Genomic DNA, 22,846 nt, shown 5'->3' with positions numbered 1-22,846 from the left:
AATCCTATGGAGAGAAAGATAGCTTTCACCAAATCATTGAAGTTTAAATTTTTCTTGGCCTTTACCGTAATTGCCGTCATGATGATTGCCAATATCCTAGTGGCCCATTACCTGGAAACACAGAGAGACCAAATCAGTCACGAGGTCATCGAAGCCTACGAGTTCGAAGTGTTCTTGACAGAAAAAATTGTCGACCACGAGGAGTACGTGCTCTCGATCTACGAGATGTTCGATAGCGGCGTGGCATTAGAAGAGCTTTCTACATACGAAACCTGCGGACTGGGCACCTGGTACTATGCCTATACACCGGAGGAACGCAACCGAGCGCTTTACCAGCGTATCGAGGCCCCGCATATCGAAGTACACGAAACGGCTCACGAGGTACTGGATCTGTTCAAAGCCGGTGAAATCGACAGAGCGGAAAGACTTTTCATAGAGGAAACCATGCCAGCGGTCAGCCTGGTGAAGTCAGGTCTTTTCGAACTGGCGGAAATCGAACGTGCACACGTGGAGACTTTGAACCAACAACTGCAGGAAATCGAAGATCAGATCGCGTTGATCAATAACATCGTGAATGGACTGACGCTCGTGATCTTGCTCTTGGTCTTCTACGTGTTGAACAGGATTATCGTCAGGCCCATCTATCAGATTGTCGATGTGATGAACCTTGTCTCTGCCGGCGATCTCACCCCGCGTGTTGCTCACGAGAGCCAGGATGAACTGGGTTTGCTCACCGTGGCGGTCAATGACATGACCGCCGAGGTACAGCGGATCATCAAGAGTATCAATGATAAATCCGAAGCTGTTACCCAGCGCTCGGATATAGTGAAGCAGTCGCTCAATGAAGTCTCCATCGCCTCCGAGGAGATCACGGGCACAGTAGAGGAAATTGCCATGAACACCGATGGCATTACCCACGAGATGCATGCAATCAACAGCGCCTCGGAGGATCTTTCAGGCGTGGGTGACGATTTGCAGGAGATGGTCCGGGAGACCACTTCGGCAATCGATGCTTCGCACGCATCGGCGATCACAGGAAGAACCTCTATGGAAGCTGCTGTGCGGAGCCTCGATGAAATCTCGAAAACCGTACAGTTTGCCACGGATGCAATCAACAAGCTCATCGAGCGGTCCCAGCAGATTGGACAAATGGTGAAAGTGATCGAGGATATCTCATCCCAGACCAATCTGCTTGCGCTCAACGCTTCGATTGAATCGGCCAGGGCCGGGGAAGCTGGACGCGGTTTTGCCGTGGTGGCAGAGGAAATCCGGAAACTTGCGGAAGACTCGAGTGGTGCAGCGGCCAGAATCGTTAGCCTGATTGAGAACATCGAATCAGAAACCACTGCTACCGTCAACTCCATGGCATTCAACGAAGAAGAGGTCCTCCACCAGGTAAAGAATATCAAGGGGGCAGAAACGGCACTCGCCACGATCGTGGAACAGTCGGCGATCACGAAGAGACTCAGCCAGAATCTGGAGAAGATGGCCGAGATCATTCGCGAGAGAACCACTGGCATACGCGCCGCCATCTTACAGACGGACGGAGCACTTCAGGGCAATGCTGCGAGTTCTCAAGAGGTCACGGCCGCAACAGAGGAGCAGCACGCAACGCTCATCTCGGTGAACGATCTGAACGAAGCCTTGGTGGACGACGTCAAGGCCCTTGCCGAGATGGTGAAAGTATTCAAGGTAGAAGGATAAGGAGGCTCAAAATGGTACGTACTGAACAAACGGATGATGTGCTGGTGATCCATCTCGAGGGTCGCCTGATCATGAGCAATTCCGATGAAGTGAAAAACGCCATCAAAAGAGCACTCGAGACGAACAGACAACCTGTGCGAATCGATCTGAAGAAGGTAGAGTTTCTAGATAGTACGGGCATCGGCGTACTGATTTCCATCTACAAATTTCTAAAAGAACGGAAGCTAGAGATGACCGTGGCCAACCCAAACGAGGCGGTGCAAAGGGTGATGACCATCACGAAACTCGACACAATCTTGACCGTAGCGCATCAAATGCATTAGTGCAGAATCCACCTCGCGGTGGATTTTTTTTGTGCAGGAGATTTGCTCGATATGGTATACTAAGTGAACATAGAACGTATCTAAAGGAGTCGATCATGAGCGCCTTTCAGCCGAGCAAAACGAGCTTGTACTACCATTTAAACAACCCGCATTTTCTTTCTTTGGTTTCGGAAATCAGCATGGAAGAACCGCTCAGACCCTATACCGGAGAAGAGCGAGGGACCTTTTTTCTTACGGAGACTGATCTTGTCGAAGAGGATCTCTCTCGCTATAGCGGGCGTTTCCAACGGATCATCCTCATCCAGTCGACACCGGGTGAAGCGGTCGACGTGTACCTAAACGCCGGTGCTAGTTTCGTTCTTCGCCACGATAGTACGCTCAAGGAATTGCTCCGTGCGCTGAACGTGGTCATCAACGAGCACAAACACAGGATCGAGAACACCATGTTACAAAATATATTTTCGAAAGCCCAGAATTCCATCGTCATCACCGACCTCGAGGGGTCGATTCTTTATGCCAATGATTACTTCGAGCGCATCACGGGATACAATTTTTTCGAATTGGTAGGTGCTAGTCCCCAGTTGATCCGCAGTGGTGCCCACGGAGATGATTTCTACCGGGAACTTTGGGAGACTATCGAGAGCGGCAAAGTGTGGGAAGGGGTTTTTATCAACAAGAGACGGGATGGACAACTGATCTACGAGGAGTCGACGATCACACCTGTGGTGGACGAACAACAGCAGATCATTAGTTTTTTGAAAATCGGTCGTTCCGTGGAGCGTGAGCGCCTGCATATGCATCAGCTGGGAGATGAAGTTCGCCTGGCCAAAGATATTGTCTTGAGCATGCAACCGGCGCCCTATGGTGACGATACGGTTGCCTTCGTTTCGGAAATCAAGGCCTACAACTACCTGGGCGGTGACTTTATTAGTTTCGAAAAACACAGTGAAGGCGTCTACCGTTTGGCGCTGATCGATGTGATGGGTCACGGGGCCTCTTCGACGATGATCGGGTTGAAGCTGATCACGATGTTCCAGGACTATTCCCGGTTCTACGATCTTTCTCAATCCGTGAAAGAGGTCAATCAGATGGTGGTGGACTTTAATCGTGAGGATGCTGTGGGTAGCAAGTTTGTCACGGGTGTTTTTCTCGAGATCAACACGCAGGAGGGAAGGATCGACTATATTAACGCAGGTCATCCCGATGTAAAGTACATCGATACAGAAGACCAGGTGGGCAGCCTCGCGTCAAACAACCTCCTGCTCGGTGTGCAGTCTAGCTTTCCCTACACCTATGAACGCTATCGGATGGATACCTACAAGCACCTCCTGCTATACACCGATGGCTTGGTCGAAAATGCAGTACGTGGATACGATGAGATGGAGGCGCGGTTGGAAAAGCTTATGATGATGGAGCCTCCGAAGGGGAGGGCCTACCTCCAGCGCATCCTAGCGCATATGACCGGTTCTAACGAGATGAACGATGACATTGCCATGTGTCTGTTGAGCTTTCTAAAAACGTAGCAAAGACGCGTTAACTCCCTGGGGAGTCGACGCGTCTTTGCCAATTTTAGCAAGTTTAGATTTCGATCAGGAGACAAGAGCCTTTGCTTTTTTCGAGCGTGAGTATTGTAAGAACACTGCAACGGCCAGAGATCCGTATCCGATGATATCAAGCGTGACATTCGGATTGATCAGGGAAAGGGCAGCCACCAGGAAGAGAATTCTCTCGTGGATCTTGGTTTCAGAGATAAAGTATCCCTGAACGGCACTAGCAAAGGCCACGATTCCCAGTGAAGCCGACAGGACGGCCAAGGTTGCCTGAACGAAGGTCACGTCGAGGAGCAATAACTCCGGACTTGTAGCAAAGATAAAGGGAATCAGGAATCCGGCCGAACCCAGTTTCAAGGCATTCATACCGGTCTTGAAAGAGTCGCCTCCCGCGATGCCAGCGCCAGCATAGGCGGCCAGTGCAACCGGTGGGGTCACGTCTGCGATAACGCCGAAGTAAAGGATGAACAGGTGGGCCGCGATCAGTGGAACGCCGAGCTCCACCAGGGCGGGAGCCGCCATGGTCGCGAGCACGATGTACTTAGCCGTTGTCGGTAGTCCCATCCCGAGAATGATCGAAGCGATCATTGTAAGGAAGAGCGTTGGGATCAGAAGACCGCCGGCCAGGTTGATGATCAAATTGGCAAAGGTCAGTCCGAGACCCGTCAATGTCACGATCCCCACGATGATTCCTGCGCAAGCACAGGCTGCTGCCACACTGACGGCCTTTTTGGCGCCGTCTTCTAAGGCGTACAGAATGTCCTTGGGTTTGTAGCGCGTGGCCTTACGTAGGATACCCACGAAAAGTGCCACAAGAATACTATAGAAGGCTGCTTTCAGAGGGGAGTAGAAGACCAAGAAGGCAATGACACCAATCAGCGGTGCCAAGAGATGAAAACCACGTTTGAAGGTCGGGATGAACTGCGGGAGCTCTTCTTTGGGAAGGCCCACGAGGTTCTTCTTCGATGCCTGCAGGTGTACCATGATGATGACACCCAGGTAATAGAGGAGCGCTGGAATCGCTGCGCTGACGATGATCTTGACATAGGGAATACCGGTAAACTCCGACATGATGAAGGCTGCTGCGCCCATGATCGGGGGCAGGATCTGGCCTCCTGTGGAGGCTGCCGCCTCGACGGCACCGGCAAAGTTCGGGTGATACCCCACTTTTTTCATCAATGGGATGGTGAAGGCACCCGTTGTCACGGTGTTCGCAATCGAACTTCCTGAGATCGATCCCATGAAACCGGATGCGATGACAGCCGCTTTAGCAGGTCCGCCTTTTCGATGTCCTGCCGTAGCGAAGGCCACGTCGATAAAGAACTGGCCGACACCCGTGATCTCCAGGAAGGAACCGAACAAGATGAACATGAAGACGAAAGTGGAGGAAACCCCTAGGGGTGTTCCAAAGATCCCTTCGGTCGTCATGTAGAGCTGGTTCACAATCCGGTCGAGGCTGTAGCCCCTGTGACCAAGGATTCCAGGGATATAGGGACCTAGAAATACGTAGGCAAGAAAGACGATGGCGATGGTCGGCAGTTCAGGACCGATGCTGCGTCGCGTCACCTCGAGCACCAGGAGGATGGCGATGATGCCCATAACAATATCCAACTGGGTCGGGATGCCCCCGCGTCGAACGAGATCTTCAAAGAAGACCAAGATGTAGGTCGTAACCGTCACCCCACCGACCAGAAAGATCCAGTCGTAGATGGGAATCTTGGTTTTGCTGCCTTTTTTCGTCATAGGATAGAGGATAAAGCCGAGAACGAAGACGAACATCAAGTGAATCGTACGTTGTTTCATCGCGAGCAGGGTTCCAAATCCTGCTGTCCACAAGTGGAAGATACTCATGGCCATGGCTATACCGGCCACGATCGTCGCGAAGAGTCCCGTGAACCTTCGGATGTTCGATGCGGTTTCGAATTCCGCTAGTTTCTCGTCAATATCGATATTTTCATTTTCCACCACATCAGGTGTTTGATCTTTTGGCGTTTCAGTCAATCGTTTCATCCCCTTTTGAGAAGTAAGTCAGAATTCTGAGCTGATAGGATGGTGAAAGCGTGACGAGGTCGCCGCCGGGGACGTATTCGTCCAGGGTGACAACAACTCCGTTCTCGAAGATTACGCGATGGTTCGCAAAGCGCCCGACTCGCTGTCGGATCACTTCTAGCGGGCGGTTGATTCCGCCGTTAATGTAGATCCCGTTCACGTGTTCGAACTCACCGAAGTTTTCGGTGGGGAGTCCAGCCCCGAAGGATTGATACTCCGTACGTTCTAACATGAACTGACCCACTTGATCATAACGAAACACATCGGTCACCGGGGTTTTCATCACCGAATGAACATAGGTGATCGAAAACCGTTCTCCTCTCTCAACGGGCACGCGATAAAAGACCCTTTCACCATGTGCGATCGCAACGGTGGGAATAGGCCAGAGAGCGTATGCCAAGAGCAGAAGAAGTAAGAATAAAAGCGGCGGGTATCGAAAGAATCGATACCCGTTCCGCTCATTTTTTTTATTGAACCTCATCAAAGTAACGCTGAGCACCAGGGTGAATCTCAAGTGACATACCTGCCAATGCAGTGTCTAGGCTGACATCGCCGCCACGGGCGTGAGCAGCTTCAAGGTCAGACAAGCTCTCAAAGATCGCTTTCGTGATGTTGTACACCATGTCTTCGTCGAGACCAGCGCGTACAGTCAACATGGCCATTACGGCAACTGTGTTCACGTCTTCATCTTGCTTGGGGTAGGTGCCAGCCGGAATGGTTACCTCAGCGTAGTAAGGGTACTCTGCGATCAGACCCTGAGCATCTGCTGAAGCGATTGGAACGATGTTGATGTTCTTGGTGGTGGCGAGGTCAGTGATCGCAGCAGTAGGTGTGCCGGCGGTAACGAAGGCCGCTGCCACGTGACCGTCTTTGAGGTTATCAGAAGCTTCACCGAAAGAGAGGTAGTCAGGCTGAATGTCGTCGTAAGTCAGACCGTAGGCTGCGAGGATCTGACGAGCGTTGGCTTCTGTACCACTACCGGGAGCACCTACCGCGACACGCTTGCCTGCGAGATCGGCAACGCTCATGATTTCTTCATCGGCGTTGGCAACGATCTGGATGGTTTCTGGATAGAGAGAAGCGAGTCCACGGAGGTTTTCCATAGCAGCTTCGCCTTCAAACATTTCGATAGCATTGTAAGCATAGTAGGAAACGTCGTTCTGAACCATAGCGAAGTCAACGTCGCCGTTGTTCAGGAGGTTAACGTTCTCTACAGATGCACCTGTAGACTCCGCATTTGCTGAAGCTCCATCTACTTTCTCAGTGATCACGTTAGCGATTGCGCCGCCGAGTGGGAAGTACGTACCAGAGGTACCGCCGGTGGCGATGGCTAGACGAGCGTCTTCCTGTCCGCCTGCACAACCTGTAAGAGCTAAGGATAATATGAGTGTTAGCATCAGGATCATTGCGAATGACTTTTTAAACATGTGAATCCCCCTTGTTATAGTATTAGATTGTTTACTCAACTCAACCACTCTATGATCAAATGGAACAGTCCTTACAACTATTCCATGAATCGTTATGGTGAACCCCCTTTAAATACGTTATACTATTGGTGAATCTTCAAAATATTCTAACCCAATTATATTACAAACCTTTAATAATGTCCATTCTCTCCTTGCATGGGTCTGCACGTGAGCCCTGCTTAGGGGAAGGGATAGGTCATATACCGATAAGGGGGAAGCCATCATGGAGACTGCGCAGGCATTACGAGCGATCATCAGAAAAGGAGAGTTCGCTGCACCAACGGCGGGACGAGCACCCGGTTACGTACAGACAAATCTGGTCATACTGGATCGACAGTTTGCTTTTGAATTTTTACTTTTTTGTTTGAAAAACCCCAAACCTTTGCCACTGATTGGAGTAAGCGAACCTGGTGATTTTTCCGCGCGCGCGATCGCCAATGTAGCCGATGTGCGAACCGACGTACCGCTGTACCGGTTCTATGAAGAGGGTACTTTGAGTGGAGAGACCGACGATATCCAGCATGCTTTCAATGATGATTCTGTGGCCTTTTACTTGGGGTGTAGTTTTACCTTCGAAACGGCACTTGAACAGGCTGGGATCGAAGTCCGTCACATCACAGAAGGCGTGAACGTTCCCATGTTTAGAACGTCCATCGACTGTGAGCCCGTCGGCCCCTTCGCGGGACCACTCGTCGTGAGTATGCGTCCGATAGCAGCCGAGCGCATAGCTGAAGCGGTGGCGATCACTGGCAAATTCCCTTTGGCACACGGCGAACCTGTTCACATCGGTGATCCTGCGGCTATCGGTATCTTGGATATCTCATCTCCTGATTATGGGGATGCTGTGACCATCAAAGAAGGGGAGATCCCGGTTTTCTGGGCCTGTGGTGTCACAAGCCAGGCGGCCCTCAAAGCTGCCGCGCTCCCACAGGTGATCACCCATGCACCAGGACATATGTTTGTCACCGATGTAAGGGATCGGGAACTGGAGGGACAACATGCCTTCTTGGATCGATGATCTTTACGCTGTCTTCACCCAGGACGCAGGGGGAAGGGGACTCGGTGGTGTGATCGGCCCCGAGTCTTTTTCAGAGGCGATCAATCAGCTCATCAAGGCCGACCGAGTGCTCATGATGACGGGCTTCTTTATCGCCGATGCGCTACGCGGGGAAACCGACGGTCCACCGGGGACCATGACACTGGCCCGCGCCCTGGTGCGCTTGGGAAAAACAGTCATGGTACTGACGGACGACTACAGCGAACCGCTCCTTCGCTCCTGCGCCGAGGTCCTGGCTGTCGATGGCGAGTTGACCCTTCGTTCATTACCACAAGATACCTCCCTTCCAGTCTATCAACGGGTAATGGACACCTTTGAACCGGATGTTGTGATCTCGATTGAGCGTCCTGGTATGAATCGAGAGGGAAAATGCCTATCGATGTCCCGTGTGGACCTCAGTGCCTATGTTCCGTGTTTCGATCCGCTCTTTCGATTGGCCTTTCGAGCGGGCATCCCGACCATAGCCATCGGTGATGGGGCCAACGAACTGGGGATGGGAAGCCTGCCTCCAGAAGCCCTCTCGAATGTACTGCACGGAGACGAGATCGCTGCCGTCACAGGTTGTGACCATTTGATTGTTGCCGGTGTGTCCAATTGGGGTGGTGCCGCTCTGGTGGCCGGCCTCAGCTGTCTCTGTGGAGAGAACCTCTTGCATACAGCTGATCAAGAGGTCGACATGGTGGAGGCTATGATCGACGCTGGAGGCATTGATGGGAAGCGGAAAGAAGCCATTGTAAGTGTCGATGGTCTCGACATGGTGGTTCATCGCGAGATCATACGCCAGATGCATGGGATCATTGGAGCTGCGGCGCAAGTAAGCTAACATAATATTATTATGTATTTGAAGGAGGTTTGAGAGATGTCCTTTGTCAGTCAAGAAGAAATCGAAGCTTATCGTAAAGATATTGATCGGAAACGTTTCATGCCCGGGAGTGAAGAAATGGCGGAGATCGATGCGCCATTTCCCATCGGATATGGCCAGACCATCTCACAACCCTCATTGGTGGTCTATATGACGGCTGCCCTGAGGATTCAAAGGGGAATCAGCAGGATACTGGAGATCGGTACAGGATCGGGTTATCAAACGGCCCTTCTCGCCGCTTTCGCTGCAAAGGTGTATACGATCGAAAGGGTTGAACCCTTGCTGGATGCTACTCGTCATCGTCTCGAAGAGCTGGGCATCGAGAATGTTATTTTTCGAAGTGGCGATGGCATCGAGGGATGGCCGGAAGAGGCTCCCTTTGATCGCATCATTGTCACGGCTTCTGCTGGTGTTATGCCCAAGGCGCTTCTCGATCAGTTGCAAATTGGCGGCATCATGATCTTACCGCTCGGCAACCGATTGATCAGAATCGTCAAGACCGATGAAGAATCCTATGATGAGGAAGATCTGATGGGTGTACGATTCGTACCTTTTGTCGGGACACAGGAGTAAAGGTATTTTAAGGTTTTCGACACCCAAAGTGCATAGACGTTCAGTAGAATAGGACTGAACAAGGAAAGAAAGGGAGGATCCTATGCTACGTAAAATAAGTGCATTTTTCATGGTGCTCACGCTTCTGGTTGTTTTTGCGGGATGTACCGCGAGCGATCCGGAGATCGTTGAGCCAGAAACGGAAACGCCTCCTCAGACAGAGGCGGAAGTCTCCGATCCAGAAGCACCTGCTACTCCGATCGAGGAACCTGAAGAACCAGAGATGACCATCACAGCGACCTTGTACCTGGTGAACGGTGAGTATGTGGCTACTGGTGATGAGGATCTCGACAAAGTGGTTTCTGTCGAGCGTGAGATTGTGAAGAACCCCGACCGCGCTGAGGAAGAGCTCATCATCGAACAGTTGGGAATCGTGCCCACCGAGGTGGGGATGACCACCGCTCTGGCGGATATCGTAATATTGAGCGTAACGCGGGACGGTGGTGTGCTCGTGATTGACCTGGCACCAGAAGGTCTTAGCGGAGGCTCGTTATCCGAGACCTTGGTCCTCAATCAGCTGGTGAGAACGGGCGCTGCTCTCGAGGGCATCGAAGCCGTTCAGATCACCGTGGGAGGGGGCATCCAAGAAACACTCATGGGACATATTACAATCGACCAACCCCTCGCACCTTCAGATTTGGACTGGTAGCATAATCGAAAAAACCGCCTTGTGAGAAGTCAGCACTTCTCACAAGGCTGTTTTTTGTGTGTTTCCTTCTCAGTAGTTACCCTGGGCCAGCATGGCCGCAGCGACCTTCTCAAACCCGGCGATGTTGGCTCCGGCCACAAGATCATAGCCGTAGCCATACTTTTTTGCTGCCGCCACTGCAGCTTCATGGATTTCGTACATGATTTCCTTCAACTTCTCATCCACCTGTTCGAAACTCCAGTTGTACCGGATGCTGTTTTGTGTCATCTCAAGCGCCGATGTGGATACGCCACCGGCATTGGCAGCCTTAGCGGGAGCGATGAGGATTCCATGGTCCTTGAAGTAGTGGAGCGCTTCGTTGACCGTAGGCATATTGGCCCCTTCACCCAAAGCGATCAAGCCGTTCGCCACCAGGGCTTTGGCCGACGGTAGATCGATGTCGTTTTGTGTCGCGCAGGGAAGGGCGATATCGCAGGGAATCTTCCAGATGTTGCGATAGCCCTCGCCATAGGTCGCTCCAGGGTGGGTCTTCGTGTATACAGAAATGTCTTCCCTCAGCACTTGCTTGATCTCCTTGAGGGTATCGAGATGTATCCCCGATTCGTCGAGTACGTAACCATCTGAGTCGGACATAGCGATAACGTGTGCACCTAGTTCCTGGGCCTTTTCACAAGCATAGGTCGCAACGTTACCGGAGCCGCTGATCACGATGCGTTTCCCCTCGATAGAGCGTTTGTTGGCCTGGAGCATCGTATCTACCATATAGAGTAATCCGTAACCGGTGGCTTCCGTTCTGACGAGAGATCCACCGTAGCTTGGTCCTTTTCCTGTGAGCACGCCGTTTTCGAAGGCGCCCCGTATCCGACGGTACTGGCCGTAGAGGTAGCCGATTTCTCGACCGCCGACTCCGATATCCCCGGCGGGGACGTCGACATCGGGTCCGATGTGCCTGTAGAGCTCCGTCATGAAGCTCTGGGCAAATCGCATGATCTCGCCGTCGGATCTACCCTTGGGGTCAAAATCCGAGCCTCCCTTTCCACTCCCGATAGGCATTCCAGAAAGTGCGTTCTTGAAAGTCTGTTCGAACCCAAGGAATTTCACAATCCCGATGTATACAGAAGGATCCCAGCGAAGCCCTCCCTTGTAGGGGCCGATGGCACCGTTGAACTGGACGCGAAAGCCACGGTTCACCTGAATGTGTCCTTGATCGTCGACCCAAGGGACCCTGAAAATAATCTGTCTTTCTGGTTCCGCCAAACGCTCTAGCAGGGAAGCGGCTTCGTATTCGGGATGTTGGTCGATCACAGGTCGCAAGGAGTCATAGACCTCTTCAACTGCCTGAATGAACTCAGGCTCCGAAGCATTTCTCTCGCGGATCTCTTCGAGTACTCGATCTACATAATGCATCCATTATTCTCCTCTCTAGATTACCATAAATTTACACTGGTGGGGTGGGGGGCCAATCGTGCTGGGTCCTCTGATCAAGACCTAGGACAATCAGCAGAAGGTTGGTTGACATAATAATATTATGTTTTATTGATGGACATTGCATCCTCACGGATAGGAGAAGTACTTCCTATGACCAGATAAACACGCGATAGGCTTCGAATGAAGGATCTTTCTTTCATCGAAAGGACCAAATCAATAGCACGTGTGTCTTTGGATACGATTGACAACGTTCTTAGGCTGAGACTTCGGTGCGGCCGATCAATGAAGACCGGGTAGGCCAATCATGTAGAAAGGCTTTAAAATTAGCTGAAGTGGATGATGGTTTGATTGACTGAAAAAAGCTGAGACGATAATAGAGCGCCTGTATTTTCAAGAATACGGCAAGGACGATGATCAGCCGCTAGAACTTCTGGGATCAACGCACTCGGTGGAAGCAAGCGTGAAAGCCTTCGACGGAACATAGAAAGATCATCCTATGACGGAGAGCGAACACGTGGTGCTAGATAATGATCACACCAAGAATTTATTGAGGAAGGAAAAGACATCTGTTATGATCGTCAAGGCCAATAATTCAGGGGGATCTGATACGCTTGAATTCAACTATTCTTTAAATGTATATTTAGGGAATAGTTAACGTGGATTTCAATAAGGAACTCATCCGGTGCTTTTCAGCTGATTGATGGCGCCCGTCGACACCATTGCCCTCCCCGCCTATGTGGTAGAACTGACCCGTTCTTCTCTCGCGAGATGGGAAGCCGATGGATCAAAGTCTTGTTCTAGGCCTTCTGGGTAGGAAGACAAAAGCATCTAGTGGACGCTCTTTCGACCGTTTCTACTGGAGGCGACCTAGACTTAACCCTGAAGGTTTAAATGGCTATTCCTTAGCTTACCCTCTGGGTGGGGTTATTAACAGACAAAGAAAAAAAGACCACCCTTACCCATCGTGTGTTCACTTGGGTCATTGGATGGTCTTTGTCGATGCCTGCTATAGTTTTCTGAAGACACCCTTTACGATACCAAGGATCTTCACGTCGTCAACATAGATAGGAGACATGCTATCATTCTCCGGTTGCAGACGGATACGATCTTCTTCTTTATAATAGGTTTTAACCGTCGCGGACTCAGCGATCAGAGCAACAACAAAATCGCCGTTCTTTGCATGATCTTGACGGTGGATGAGTACGAAATCGCGGTCGTGGATGCCTGCGTTCACCATACTCATACCCTTGATACGGAGCATAAAGTGCTCGCCGGGTCCAACAAATTGCATAGGTACGGGCATCATCTCTTCGATGTTTTCCATAGCCAGTATCGGCGTCCCTGCAGTTACCTGCCCTACAAGCGGTACGTTAGCGACATTCAGGTTAACGTTCGGCTCGTACGGTGCTCCGCTGGAGTCCTTTAGAATCTCAATCGCACGGGTCTTCGAGTCTGATTTTTTGATGTAGCCCATCTCGTCGAGAATTTTTAAGTAACGATGGACTGATGAAGTGGATTTTAGGCCACTACCTTCCATGATCTCACGTATACTCGGTGGATAACTGTATTGTTCGAGATGATCGATAATAAAATCCATGATGCGTTTCTTTCTCTTTGTCAAGCCCATGACTTCACCCTTCCTTTTTTCTTTTGTTGTAAGTATAACACAAGGTTTGGAAAAAATCAAAAACTTTGTTCGAAAGGCTTTACAAAGCACATCTGTTCCACTATAATATGATTATAGAACAAACGTATCGGGAGGCGAGAACATGAGAGCTAAGCACTATCGACTACGCATCATCAATCCAAAGAAATTTTACACCAGCATGCTCACACTGCTCATTCTAGTGGTCACCCTCTTCGCCCTTTTACCCAGCGAAGCGATCGCAGGTGATGTCAACGAGGCTTCTTATGATCAATACACGGTCAACGCCGGTGATACACTCTGGCATATTGCACGTTCTATCAGTCCCAATCACATCGACATAAGAGATACGGTGTATCTAATCAAGCGAGCGAATCGACTGGAAACCTCCATCATTCAACCCGGACAAGAGCTCATCGTCCCCGCTTTTTAATAGAAAATCATAGCTAAGGCCCGCTCGTCATCTCACGAGCAGGCCTTTTTTTTATTTTTGAGTTGGAATTAAATTTCTACAAGCAATTGTTCCCATGATCTGCATTTCACAAGGTGTTACAGAACGAATCTAGCTTATGAGAACAGAGATACTCACCCAACTATTCATCATCCATCAGCTCATAATTCTTTACGATCTCGCGTTTTACGTTCTTTCGGTGAGCAGCGTAAAGCTGGGTAGTTGTCACGTTGTCATGATCTAGTAGGTTCTGGACGTCATAAACGGAGAATCCATACTCGATCAATGAGCTTGCGGCCGTAGCCCGTAATTTGTGGGGACTGTAACCATTTTCTCGCGCGGTGCCCATACCGATGGCCGTATACTTTTTGACCAGCTGGCGAATGGCTTTCATCGTCATGCGCTTATTCTGCAAGGAGAGAAGCAGGGCATCTTCTCCTTCACGCTTGGGACGTTCTAAATCAATGTATTGGCGTATTGCTTGCTCGGCGGTGCGATTCAGTGGCATGTCCACTTCCTTCCCCCGCTTTCGATAGATTCTAAAGGTTCCTCGATTGTAATGAAAGCTCGACAGATTGAGCTGCTGCAGTTCCGAGAGGCGAAGTCCGTAGGTAGTGAACAGAATCAAAATACACTTGTCGCGATACTTGGTCTTCTCCCAATACTGCTTTTCCTTGTCCGTTAAGCCTTCACCCGTGGTGACGGCGTCCAGCATTCTGTGCACTTCGTCAATCTCGAGCTTCTTGATCGCGTCCGGTTGCGGCTTGGGCAACTTGATGGGATTGAAGCCTTCTGAAATATTGTGCTCGATCAATTCATCTCGAAAGAGGAATTTGAAAAACACACTGAGGGAGGACTTCTTTCTCGCCAGGGCGCGGTTGTGATTCTCCATCACGAAGGTGCCCGCCTTCCCCTCTACGTAATAACGGGAACAGTAATCTCCCAGGAATCGATTCACATCCCTGGCTTTCATTCGCTGTAGCAACTCGAGTGGGACCTCATGCGCCTCGGTGGCTTCTGTCAGTCCGGACTCCTCCACGAGGTAATCAAAGAAGAACTTCAAGTCGATCAGGTAAGCCAGTCGCGAGGTAATCGCCACAGCATTCTTCAAGTAGATAAAATAATCGCGCAGGTAGGCTGGTAGCGTTTTTTCAATAGCAAGGCACTTCTCGATCGTCGCATTCTCTTTTTCCACTACATTGTCAGGTTTATCCGATTTATTGTGTATTTTGAGTGACATCGTCAGTTTCCCCCCTTGTTACTATTATACCAAAGCCCAGACTGAAAAAGAAACGGAATGACCCGAGTGGCCATACCGTTCCTTTGTTTTACATAAATATATTGTGTCATTCTAAACTTTAAACCTTCAGTTCTACAGCCTCGTCATCGTAGTCGATTGTACCGATGAGTGGATTCACTTCCTTTGCGATAAAGGCTGTGACCTGCTCTGGGGCGCGTCCGATGAAACTGGCCGGATCAAGCAGCGCATCGATCGTATGGTGATCTAGTCCGATCCGTGGGTCACCCTTCAACCGATCGATCAGATCATTGTCACCGCCCTCTTCCTTCACCACGCGACCTGCGTCCATAGCATGCTGACGAATCACTTCATGCAGCGATTGACGATCGCCACCTGCCTTCACGGCCTCCATGATGATGTTTTCTGTGGCCATGAAAGGGAGTTCTTTCATCAGGTTCTTTTCGATTACCTTTTCGTAGACCACGAGTCCGTCGGTCACATTGATCGCGATGTCGAGGATCGCATCGGTAGCTAAAAAACTTTCGGCGATGGCAATCCGACGGTTGGCAGAATCGTCCAAAGTTCTCTCGAACCACTGCGTGGCCGCCACGAGCGCAGGATTCATACTATGGCTGATCACGAGTTTCGAAAGACTGGCAATACGCTCGGAACGCATGGGATTTCTCTTGTAGGCCATGGCAGAAGAACCAATTTGTTTTTTACCGAAAGGTTCTTCTACTTCTTTCAGGTTCTGGAGTAATCTCAGGTCATTGGTCATCTTGTGCAGACTCTGGGCGATTCCACTGAGGACAGCGAGGGCACGAGAATCCATCTTCCGCGTGTAGGTTTGCCCTGTGACCGGCATCACCGCCTTGAAGCCCATGGCCTTGGCGACCATCTGGTCCAGTTCTTCCACCTTCTCATGATCGCCATCAAAGAGCTTCAGATAGCTGGCCTGGGTCCCAGTGGTCCCCTTCACACCCCTGAACTTCAAACTATCCTTGATGTACTGCAGATCCTGTAGATCGTATAGGAGGTCCAGCATCCAGAGCGTAGCCCGTTTGCCCACGGTGGTCAGCTGTGCGGGTTGGAAGTGCGTGTAGCCTAGCGTGGGCAGATTCTTGTGGGTCTCCGCGAATTTCGCTAGATGCTTGAGTAGCTTGGCCAGCTTCTTTTCGACGAGCTCTAGTCCCTCTTTCAACTGAATCATATCCGTGTTGTCTCCCACGAAGGCACTGGTCGCACCCAAGTGGAGAATCGGCTTGGCCTTGGGACAAACTTCCCCAAAGGTGTGCACATGTGCCATGACATCGTGCCGTACCTCGCGCTCGATCTCCGCTGCGCGCTCGAAATCGATGTCCGAAAGATGTGCTCTCATTTCTTCGAGTTGTTCGTCGGTGATGTTCAGACCCAGCTTCTGCTCGGCTTCAGCAAGCGCCAGCCAGAGTTTTCTCCAGGTGGAAAATTTCTTCTGCGGCGAGAAAAGTTCGAGCATCGCTCGTGAAGCGTAGCGTCCCGCCAGTGGATTCTCATAAATCTCGTGCATGGTCCCCTCCTATACGAATATTAAAAATTATATCAGCAATATCATTCGTATACATTATACCCCATCTGCGCCTACCATGAAAGGATAAATTCAACCTGTGCTTGCACTGAAAAAGTGAGGGAGAACACGGTCTGCTCTCCCCCTCTCTTCTTACTCACTAGAGATTACTTTCCTTTTGATTCGCTCGCTTTACGTGAGATTTCAGCCACCAGAGCATCGTCGTGTACCAGAGCATTGATTACCTCGTTGATCACATGTTCATCCTCCACTTCCCTGAGCTTACGACTAACGATCTCCTCCACTTCGAACTCCTGCTTGAGACCGGCGTAGAGCGAGTAGATCATGAGGAGAAGGATGAGGGCAAAGGGTAGTCCGGTGATCACCGACGCCGTCTGTAGGGCTGTCAGCCCCCCACCGATGAGCAGCGTGGCTGCAACCACACCTTCCATGACGGCCCAGAAGACCCGCTGGGGTACTGGAGAGTCGAGTTTTCCACCGGAGGTGAGGTGATCGACCACAAGGGAGCCAGAGTCCGATGAGGTGACAAAGAAGACCGTCACGAGTGTGATTCCGACGACCGAGAGAAAACCCGTCCACGGGAGATGCTCGAGCATCGCGAAAAGCGCAATAGAAGCATCCACCTCAACCGACGCGATCAATTGGCTGATGCCTGTGGTTTCGAGGAAAATAGCCGTCCCACCGAAAACGGACATCCAGAAGAAGGACAAGAGGGTGGGAATCAACATGACGCCGAGAATAAACTCACGAACCGTCCGTCCTTTGGAGATGCGGGCGATGAACATACCCACAAAAGGTGACCAGGAGATCCACCAGGCCCAGTAGAAGATGGTCCATCCACCCTGCCAATTGGTATCACGGAAGGTTTCTGTCCAAAGGCTCAACTGTGTGAAGTTCGAAAGATAGAATCCGAGGTTTTGTGTGAATCCGCTTAAAATAAAGACCGTGGGGCCCACGAAGAGAATGAACAGCATGAAGACGCCCGCCAAGACCATATTGATCTCACTGAGGCGTTTCACACCTCCGTCGAGGCCCATGACCACAGAGGCCGTGGCCAAGCCGGTGATCCCGATGATCAGAAAGACCTGGATATTGGTACTGATCGAAATGTCAAATAGATAGTTGAGGCCGGCGTTTACCTGGGCAACGCCGAGGCCGAGCGATGTGGCCAGTCCAGTGAGCGTGGCCAGTACGGATAGTACATCGATCACGTTCCCCCAGAAACCATAAATCTTGTTACCGATAATCGGATAGAAGATTGATCGGATCGTCAGGGGGAGCCCCTCGTTGTAAGCGAAAAAAGCCAGACCGAGCCCCACGATCGAATAGATCGCCCAAGGATGTATCCCCCAGTGGAAGAAGGTCGTGGCCATGGCCGCCTGGGCGGCCTCTGCTGAGCCGGGAGTCAAGCCGCCGAAGACCGGAGAAGGCGATCCCAGATGCAAGATGGGCTCGGCCACGCTCCAAAAGAGTAGTCCGATCCCCATGCCCGCACTGAGCAGCATAGCGTACCATCCGAACTTACTGAACTCCGGTTGGGCATCACTGCCACCGATCTTGATGTTTCCGAATTTCCCAAGTGCAAAATAGAGTGCAGCAACGATGAAAAGGTTGGCCGACAGGATAAAGAACCAACCAGCTTCTTTGGTCATAGCGTCCATCGTCGACTTGAAAATGCGTTCGGAATCCTCTGGGAAAATCAGCGTGAGGGAAATGAAGAAGACCAGAAAGATTGCCGAGAATATTGTCACCTGTGGGTGTATATCGAACCCGAAACCCGACCAGTTCTGTTCACCGGGTTCTTGCTTTCCCTCCTCATCGAATAGAGAGACCGTCGGACGGATCTGCAGACCCTTGAAGCGCTTTCGTTCCTTGATCGCTTTCTTTCTCGCTTCAATCTCGGCTTTCTTCAATTTTTTCGCTAGTATCTTTTTCGATTGTCTCTTTTTCTCTCGTTCGTTGTCCATGTTGCCTCCCCTTTCTTTAGTTTACTATTCTCATATGATTCATACCCTGAAACTTATTGCGCTAAAGATGCAAGCCCTTCGTTCAACGAAAAAACCCGACTTTCGTCGGGCTCAAAGGCAAAGATTGGCCTCTTCACAGACCAGAATCACTTCGGTTTCGCCCGTGCTCAGACACAGGTAATCGCGTTTGGATAAGATTCGCTCCAGTTGTAGCTGCAGGTGGGCCGACACCTGAAAGGTCATCTTGTCCCTCCCTTGCTGTGGTTCTTCGCGAAGATTTTGGTGATCGTGACTTTCGGTGTAGAACTGCTTGTAAGTCTCCAGATGTGCCAAGGCGCTTTTCAAATCGTGGTGGTGGTACCAGGCACCCAGTGGATGGTGCTTATCGATTCGTATGACATGGTAACGCATCGTGCTCGTCTCCCCCCGTAACTGTTGCATGTACGATGAAGCCGATGGTCGTTTTTTCATACAAAAAAACGAACCCTTCGGTGGCCAGGCTGCCATTTTACAGGCCCTATAGCTTTGCGTCCCCGCGTTTCCACGGGTTTGCCAGTGTCGACGGATCGTTCGGACTGATCACTTTTACATTCTAACATACCTTATCGGTTTGGTCACTTTGATTCTGTCGATTACTCATGGAACTGAAAAATCTCTTCGATGGTAGATGATAGGGCGCGGGAGATGCCATAGGCCAACTGTAGGGAAGGGTTGTACCGATCTTTTTCGAGATGAACGATAGTCTCCCGACGCACCCCTACTTTTTCGGCCAACTCGCTTTGCGTGAGCTGGTGTTTTGCACGCAACTCCTTGATTCGGTTGGTCATCCTCATGCTCAGGGGCCACTGTTCTCGTACCGGACGAGCGATAAGCTGAAGACAATCATCTGGACGGCAAAGGTGGTGGCAAATCCCGCTGCATAGGCCACCGGAAAGGAGGTAAAGGCACCAAGGGTGGCAAAGATCGGATAAAGGACCACACCCGCGAGAAAAGCGTTCAGCGCCGCCTTTTCCATGTGCGCCCGGAACATCTCATCGGGAACGATCTTAAAGAAGGCAAAGAAACCGAAAAAGCCGAAGAAACCGTAAAACCCCGGGTTCGCGGTCACGAGACCAAGCAAACCGAGTAATCCCAACAAGCCAAGCAGACCCATCTTGTTCATCATAACATCCTTTCTGTATTGTTATCCATCTCAATATGTTATGAATATATCACATTTTATCTGCCCATACCATTTCCATTCTCTTAAAATTTCGTGAGATCTTCCTTTTCTCCGTGCATATAAAGGAGGTCAGGCTTTTCTGTCGCGTGGTAATGGACCCAAGTGGCCCCATAATGGTATAGCCCGATCAACAAACCGTCGTAGGCATTGAGCAGCAGACCGGGCAAGAGGAACAGAAGCGTGGCAAAGGTATACATGCCGTTGGAGGTGTACCTGTAAATGCCCCGTCTTTCGAAAGGGAGCTTGCGGTAGTACGGATCAAAGTGATCCGCACCCAAGGCGCGGTACACACCGAAATAGCGAAAGACACTGTAGAGTGTCCAGAGGCTCAAGACAAGGATTGTGAGGATCACCGGATAGCGAATCCAGGTGCTCCAGCCTAGGGATCCAGCATGCCATCTAGACGCTGCTATCGTGATATAAAGGCGGGAGGAAAAGAGGAGGAAGAAGAAAAATCCAAAGGTCCATACAACCCGGCGGCGACGCGCTTCGTCGTCTAGAGGATGAAAGAGAACGCGACGCCAGACGATGACCACGAGTCCCTGGTGTAGAAGGGCTGTGATTAGGGTCGCCGTGGCTGCCGTGGGATGAACATCTAGTGCGAGAAGGAGCAAGAACAAAGCCGTGAGCAGGGTCACCTGCATGATTTGCCCCGTATGGTAAGTCAATTCTCTGCTCTTCTGACGCATGGAAAACCTCCTTGGCTACAATGAGAAAAAAACCGGTCGCAATGACCGGTTGAACTTCTTATGCTTATGAAGAAACCTCGTTTATCTAGGACGTACGATCATTTTGATCGCCGTTCGCTCCTCGCCGTCGATTTCAATATCGGTAAAAGCGGGAACGAAAACAAGATCGATTCCGCCCGGTGAAAGAAAACCCCGCGCGATGGCGATGGCCTTCACCGACTGGTTGATCGCGCCGGCACCGACGGCTTGGATCTCCGCTTCCCCGTGCTCCCGGATCACTCCGGCAAGCGCTCCGGCCACAGAGTTCGGATTCGAGTGTGAGGATACTTTCAAGCATTCCATGATGAGTGACCTCCTAACCTTGCCGTTATCTTTTTTGAACGATGAGCTTGATCGCCGTGCGGTCTTCTCCTTGAATCTGGATTTCCGTAAAGGCCGGGATACAGAAGAGATCGATACCGCTGGGCGCGACAAAACCGCGCGCGATGGCAATCGCTTTGATCGACTGGTTGATCGCACCTGCACCGACAGCTTGAATCTCTGCGTACCCGTGTTCGCGGATCACACCTGCCAAGGCACCAGCCACTGAGTTTGGATTTGATTTCGATGACACTTTTAAGACTTCCATTGAAATCCTCCTATCGCTTCGTTTGCTATGTCATGCACTGGTTTTATACGTATACCCCTGTGTTTGAAAAAAAAACCATTGGCACACGAAAAAAAGCGACCCTGATCGGATCGCCCTTCTTCTTATTTCGCGTATTCAGAAACTCTGAATTCTCGAATGATATGCACTTTGATTTGGCCCGGATAATCGAGTTCGTTTTCAACCCGTTTTTTAATATCTCGAGCGAGCAATACAATATCATCATCTGATAATCTCGTCGGTTCGACCATCACCCTGATTTCACGACCCGCTTGGATCGCGAAGGACTTGTCTACACCCTCGTATGAATCTGCGATGTTCTCGAGCGTTTCGAGCCGCTTGATGTACGTATCGAGCGTCTCTCTGCGTGCACCCGGTCTAGCGGCCGAGAGCGCGTCTGCAGCTGTTACAAGAACTGCCTCGATGCTCTGTGGCTCGTAGTCGCCGTGGTGTGTGCTCATCGCATGAATAACCGCTTCTGATTCGCGGTATTTCTTCATCAATTGCATACCGATCTCAACGTGCGTCCCTTCTACCTCGTGGTCCACAGCCTTACCGATATCGTGTAGCAGACCGGCACGCTTGGCAACGCGTACGTCTGCACCGAGTTCGGCGGCCATCAGACCCGATAGATGGGCCACTTCAATGGCATGTTTCAAGACGTTCTGTCCGTAGCTCGTACGGAACTTCAAACGACCGAGTAATTTGACTAGTTCTGGATGAAGGTTATGAATACCGACGTCAAACGTCGCGTTTTCGCCTTCTTGTTTGATTATCGCGTTTACTTCACGCTTCGATTTCTCAACCATTTCCTCAATACGCGCGGGATGAATACGTCCGTCCACGATCAGTTTCTCGAGGGCGACACGAGCAATCTCGCGGCGAATAGGATCGAAGGATGAGAGAAGTACGGCCTCAGGTGTATCATCGATGATCAGATCGACGCCCGTGAGACTCTCGAGCGCGCGGATGTTCCGGCCCTCGCGGCCGATGATCCGGCCCTTCATGTCATCGTTCGGTAGGTTGACGAGCGAAATTGTGGATTCTGCCACATAATCGGCCGCACATTTTTGAATGGCGGTGGCCAAGATCTCTTTCGCCTTTTTATCGGCTTCTTCCTTGGCACGGTTTTCGATCTCTTTGATCAAAATGACCGATTCATGTTTGACTTCCTTCTCGATATCCTCGAGCAGCTGCCGCTTGGCTTCTTCGGACGTGAGCCCGGAGATCCGTTCGAGTTCATGGAGCTGTTGGTTGTGCATGCGGTCGATCTCTTCTTCTTTGGCCGCTTGCGCCTCGAGCTTGGAAGTGAGGTCCTCCTCTTTCTTCTCGAGCTGGTTCAGTTTTTTCTCCAGCGTCTCTTCACGCTGTAGGTTGCGCTGTTCCAGTCTCTGAAGTTCGTTTCGTCTTTCGCGTGTTTCACGCTCTAATTCTTTGCGCAGCTGATGCACTTCTTCCTTGGCTTCGATCACACGTTCCTTTTTAATGGAATCGGCTTCTCGATTGGCCTCGGCAATGATCTCCTGCGCACGGAATTCAGCACTCGAAATGGTCTTCTCCGCTAAGCGTTTTCTGACCACGTACCCAACTCCGAAGGCTAAAGGCGCGATGATGATAATAACTATGGTCCATATCAGGTTACTAATGTTGTCCACCTCCGCCTTTATGCAGTTGTCATAAGACACGGGCTCAAAACGAATTTGTAATCGTTTGAACCTTCCT

The 22,846-nt window shown here is 50.8% G+C and carries 23 protein-coding genes and 1 riboswitch; of the genes, 8 read left to right on the top strand and 15 right to left on the bottom strand.

From position 1 onward, the window contains the following. The first annotated feature begins 6 nt into the window (after nt 1–6). The 3 genes from ACULM0_RS01080 to ACULM0_RS01070 all read left to right on the top strand — a co-directional run bounded on the left by ACULM0_RS01080 (nt 7) and on the right by ACULM0_RS01070 (nt 3,550). Entirely contained in the window at nt 7–1,704 is a 1,698-nt protein-coding gene (locus ACULM0_RS01080; protein WP_463678610.1) for a methyl-accepting chemotaxis protein, read from the top strand. 11 nt (nt 1,705–1,715) lie between these two features. Continuing rightward, nucleotides 1,716–2,027, top strand: a complete 312-nt coding sequence (locus tag ACULM0_RS01075; RefSeq protein WP_463678609.1) for an STAS domain-containing protein — start codon at nt 1,716–1,718, stop codon at nt 2,025–2,027. Between the two features lie 95 nt (nt 2,028–2,122). Then, a complete protein-coding gene (locus tag ACULM0_RS01070) occupies nt 2,123–3,550 on the top strand; it encodes a PP2C family protein-serine/threonine phosphatase (RefSeq protein ID WP_463678608.1) in 1,428 nt (475 codons plus the stop codon). A gap of 66 nt (nt 3,551–3,616) precedes the next feature. Here the strand turns inward: ACULM0_RS01070 and ACULM0_RS01065 are convergent, their stop codons facing one another. The 3 genes from ACULM0_RS01065 to ACULM0_RS01055 all read right to left on the bottom strand — a co-directional run bounded on the left by ACULM0_RS01065 (nt 3,617) and on the right by ACULM0_RS01055 (nt 7,053). Beyond that, nucleotides 3,617–5,587: a TRAP transporter permease gene (locus ACULM0_RS01065; protein ID WP_463678607.1), complete on the bottom strand. Its 1,971-nt coding sequence runs from the start codon at nt 5,585–5,587 to the stop codon at nt 3,617–3,619. Beyond that, nucleotides 5,571–5,960 carry a DUF1850 domain-containing protein gene (locus ACULM0_RS01060; protein ID WP_463678606.1) on the bottom strand — a complete coding sequence of 130 codons (390 nt, stop codon included), beginning with the start codon at nt 5,958–5,960 and terminating at the stop codon, nt 5,571–5,573. Before ACULM0_RS01060 ends, ACULM0_RS01065 begins: the two co-directional genes overlap by 17 nt. Nucleotides 5,961–6,093: 133 nt before the next feature. Further along, nucleotides 6,094–7,053 carry a TAXI family TRAP transporter solute-binding subunit gene (locus tag ACULM0_RS01055; protein WP_463678605.1) on the bottom strand — a complete coding sequence of 320 codons (960 nt, stop codon included), beginning with the start codon at nt 7,051–7,053 and terminating at the stop codon, nt 6,094–6,096. Nucleotides 7,054–7,315: 262 nt separating this feature from the next. Here ACULM0_RS01055 and ACULM0_RS01050 point away from each other — a divergent pair, with 262 nt between their 5' ends. The 4 genes from ACULM0_RS01050 to ACULM0_RS01035 all read left to right on the top strand — a co-directional run bounded on the left by ACULM0_RS01050 (nt 7,316) and on the right by ACULM0_RS01035 (nt 10,272). After that, nucleotides 7,316–8,110 carry a putative hydro-lyase gene (locus tag ACULM0_RS01050; protein WP_463678604.1) on the top strand — a complete coding sequence of 265 codons (795 nt, stop codon included), beginning with the start codon at nt 7,316–7,318 and terminating at the stop codon, nt 8,108–8,110. Continuing rightward, on the top strand, nt 8,091–8,972 hold the full coding sequence (locus ACULM0_RS01045; protein WP_463678603.1) for a DUF4392 domain-containing protein: 882 nt from the start codon (nt 8,091–8,093) through the stop codon (nt 8,970–8,972). Before ACULM0_RS01050 ends, ACULM0_RS01045 begins: the two co-directional genes overlap by 20 nt. A gap of 36 nt (nt 8,973–9,008) precedes the next feature. After that, entirely contained in the window at nt 9,009–9,584 is a 576-nt protein-coding gene (locus ACULM0_RS01040) for a protein-L-isoaspartate(D-aspartate) O-methyltransferase (RefSeq protein ID WP_463678602.1), read from the top strand. Between the two features lie 82 nt (nt 9,585–9,666). Further along, complete coding sequence (locus ACULM0_RS01035) at nt 9,667–10,272, top strand: GerMN domain-containing protein (protein ID WP_463678601.1); 606 nt, start codon at nt 9,667–9,669, stop codon at nt 10,270–10,272. A gap of 69 nt (nt 10,273–10,341) precedes the next feature. Here ACULM0_RS01035 and gdhA read toward each other — a convergent pair whose 3' ends face one another. Continuing rightward, nucleotides 10,342–11,679: an NADP-specific glutamate dehydrogenase gene (gene gdhA, locus ACULM0_RS01030; protein ID WP_463678600.1), complete on the bottom strand. Its 1,338-nt coding sequence runs from the start codon at nt 11,677–11,679 to the stop codon at nt 10,342–10,344. Nucleotides 11,680–12,706: 1,027 nt separating this feature from the next. Further along, the gene (lexA, locus tag ACULM0_RS01025; protein ID WP_463678599.1) at nt 12,707–13,327 is read right to left on the bottom strand and encodes a transcriptional repressor LexA; all 621 of its coding nucleotides are present in this window, start codon (nt 13,325–13,327) and stop codon (nt 12,707–12,709) included. Nucleotides 13,328–13,469: 142 nt separating this feature from the next. Here lexA and yneA point away from each other — a divergent pair, with 142 nt between their 5' ends. Beyond that, nucleotides 13,470–13,778, top strand: a complete 309-nt coding sequence (gene yneA / locus ACULM0_RS01020) for a cell division suppressor protein YneA (protein ID WP_463678598.1) — start codon at nt 13,470–13,472, stop codon at nt 13,776–13,778. A gap of 160 nt (nt 13,779–13,938) precedes the next feature. On the opposite strand, the gene ACULM0_RS01015 is transcribed toward yneA, so the two are convergent. The 10 genes from ACULM0_RS01015 to rny all read right to left on the bottom strand — a co-directional run bounded on the left by ACULM0_RS01015 (nt 13,939) and on the right by rny (nt 22,779). After that, nucleotides 13,939–15,036 carry a tyrosine-type recombinase/integrase gene (locus ACULM0_RS01015; protein WP_463678597.1) on the bottom strand — a complete coding sequence of 366 codons (1,098 nt, stop codon included), beginning with the start codon at nt 15,034–15,036 and terminating at the stop codon, nt 13,939–13,941. 118 nt (nt 15,037–15,154) lie between these two features. Further along, on the bottom strand, nt 15,155–16,582 hold the full coding sequence (gene purB, locus ACULM0_RS01010; RefSeq protein WP_463678596.1) for an adenylosuccinate lyase: 1,428 nt from the start codon (nt 16,580–16,582) through the stop codon (nt 15,155–15,157). Nucleotides 16,583–16,746: 164 nt separating this feature from the next. Next, nucleotides 16,747–18,567 (bottom strand): BCCT family transporter, encoded by a 1,821-nt coding sequence (locus ACULM0_RS01005; RefSeq protein ID WP_463678595.1) that lies wholly within the window; start codon nt 18,565–18,567, stop codon nt 16,747–16,749. A 111-nt stretch (nt 18,568–18,678) separates the two neighbouring features. Then, the gene (locus ACULM0_RS01000) at nt 18,679–18,978 is read right to left on the bottom strand and encodes a hypothetical protein (RefSeq protein WP_463678594.1); all 300 of its coding nucleotides are present in this window, start codon (nt 18,976–18,978) and stop codon (nt 18,679–18,681) included. Between the two features lie 76 nt (nt 18,979–19,054). Further along, nucleotides 19,055–19,131: riboswitch (cyclic di-GMP riboswitch) on the bottom strand. A gap of 68 nt (nt 19,132–19,199) precedes the next feature. After that, nucleotides 19,200–19,394 carry a helix-turn-helix transcriptional regulator gene (locus ACULM0_RS00995; RefSeq protein WP_463678593.1) on the bottom strand — a complete coding sequence of 65 codons (195 nt, stop codon included), beginning with the start codon at nt 19,392–19,394 and terminating at the stop codon, nt 19,200–19,202. 8 nt (nt 19,395–19,402) lie between these two features. After that, the gene (locus ACULM0_RS00990) at nt 19,403–19,732 is read right to left on the bottom strand and encodes a hypothetical protein (RefSeq protein WP_463678592.1); all 330 of its coding nucleotides are present in this window, start codon (nt 19,730–19,732) and stop codon (nt 19,403–19,405) included. Nucleotides 19,733–19,812: 80 nt separating this feature from the next. Then, a complete protein-coding gene (locus ACULM0_RS00985; protein ID WP_463678591.1) occupies nt 19,813–20,478 on the bottom strand; it encodes a methyltransferase in 666 nt (221 codons plus the stop codon). Nucleotides 20,479–20,559: 81 nt separating this feature from the next. Continuing rightward, on the bottom strand, nt 20,560–20,820 hold the full coding sequence (locus ACULM0_RS00980; RefSeq protein ID WP_463678590.1) for a stage V sporulation protein S: 261 nt from the start codon (nt 20,818–20,820) through the stop codon (nt 20,560–20,562). 25 nt (nt 20,821–20,845) lie between these two features. After that, a complete protein-coding gene (locus ACULM0_RS00975; protein ID WP_463678589.1) occupies nt 20,846–21,106 on the bottom strand; it encodes a stage V sporulation protein S in 261 nt (86 codons plus the stop codon). 122 nt (nt 21,107–21,228) lie between these two features. Next, entirely contained in the window at nt 21,229–22,779 is a 1,551-nt protein-coding gene (rny, locus tag ACULM0_RS00970) for a ribonuclease Y (RefSeq protein WP_463678588.1), read from the bottom strand. Nucleotides 22,780–22,846: the final 67 nt, after the last annotated feature.

It is taken from the genome of Halotolerantifilum yawarlongkerapense, assembly GCF_054506745.1.
The sequence above is the reverse complement of the archived record's forward strand: the minus strand, read 5'-3'. Positions and strand labels throughout refer to the sequence as shown.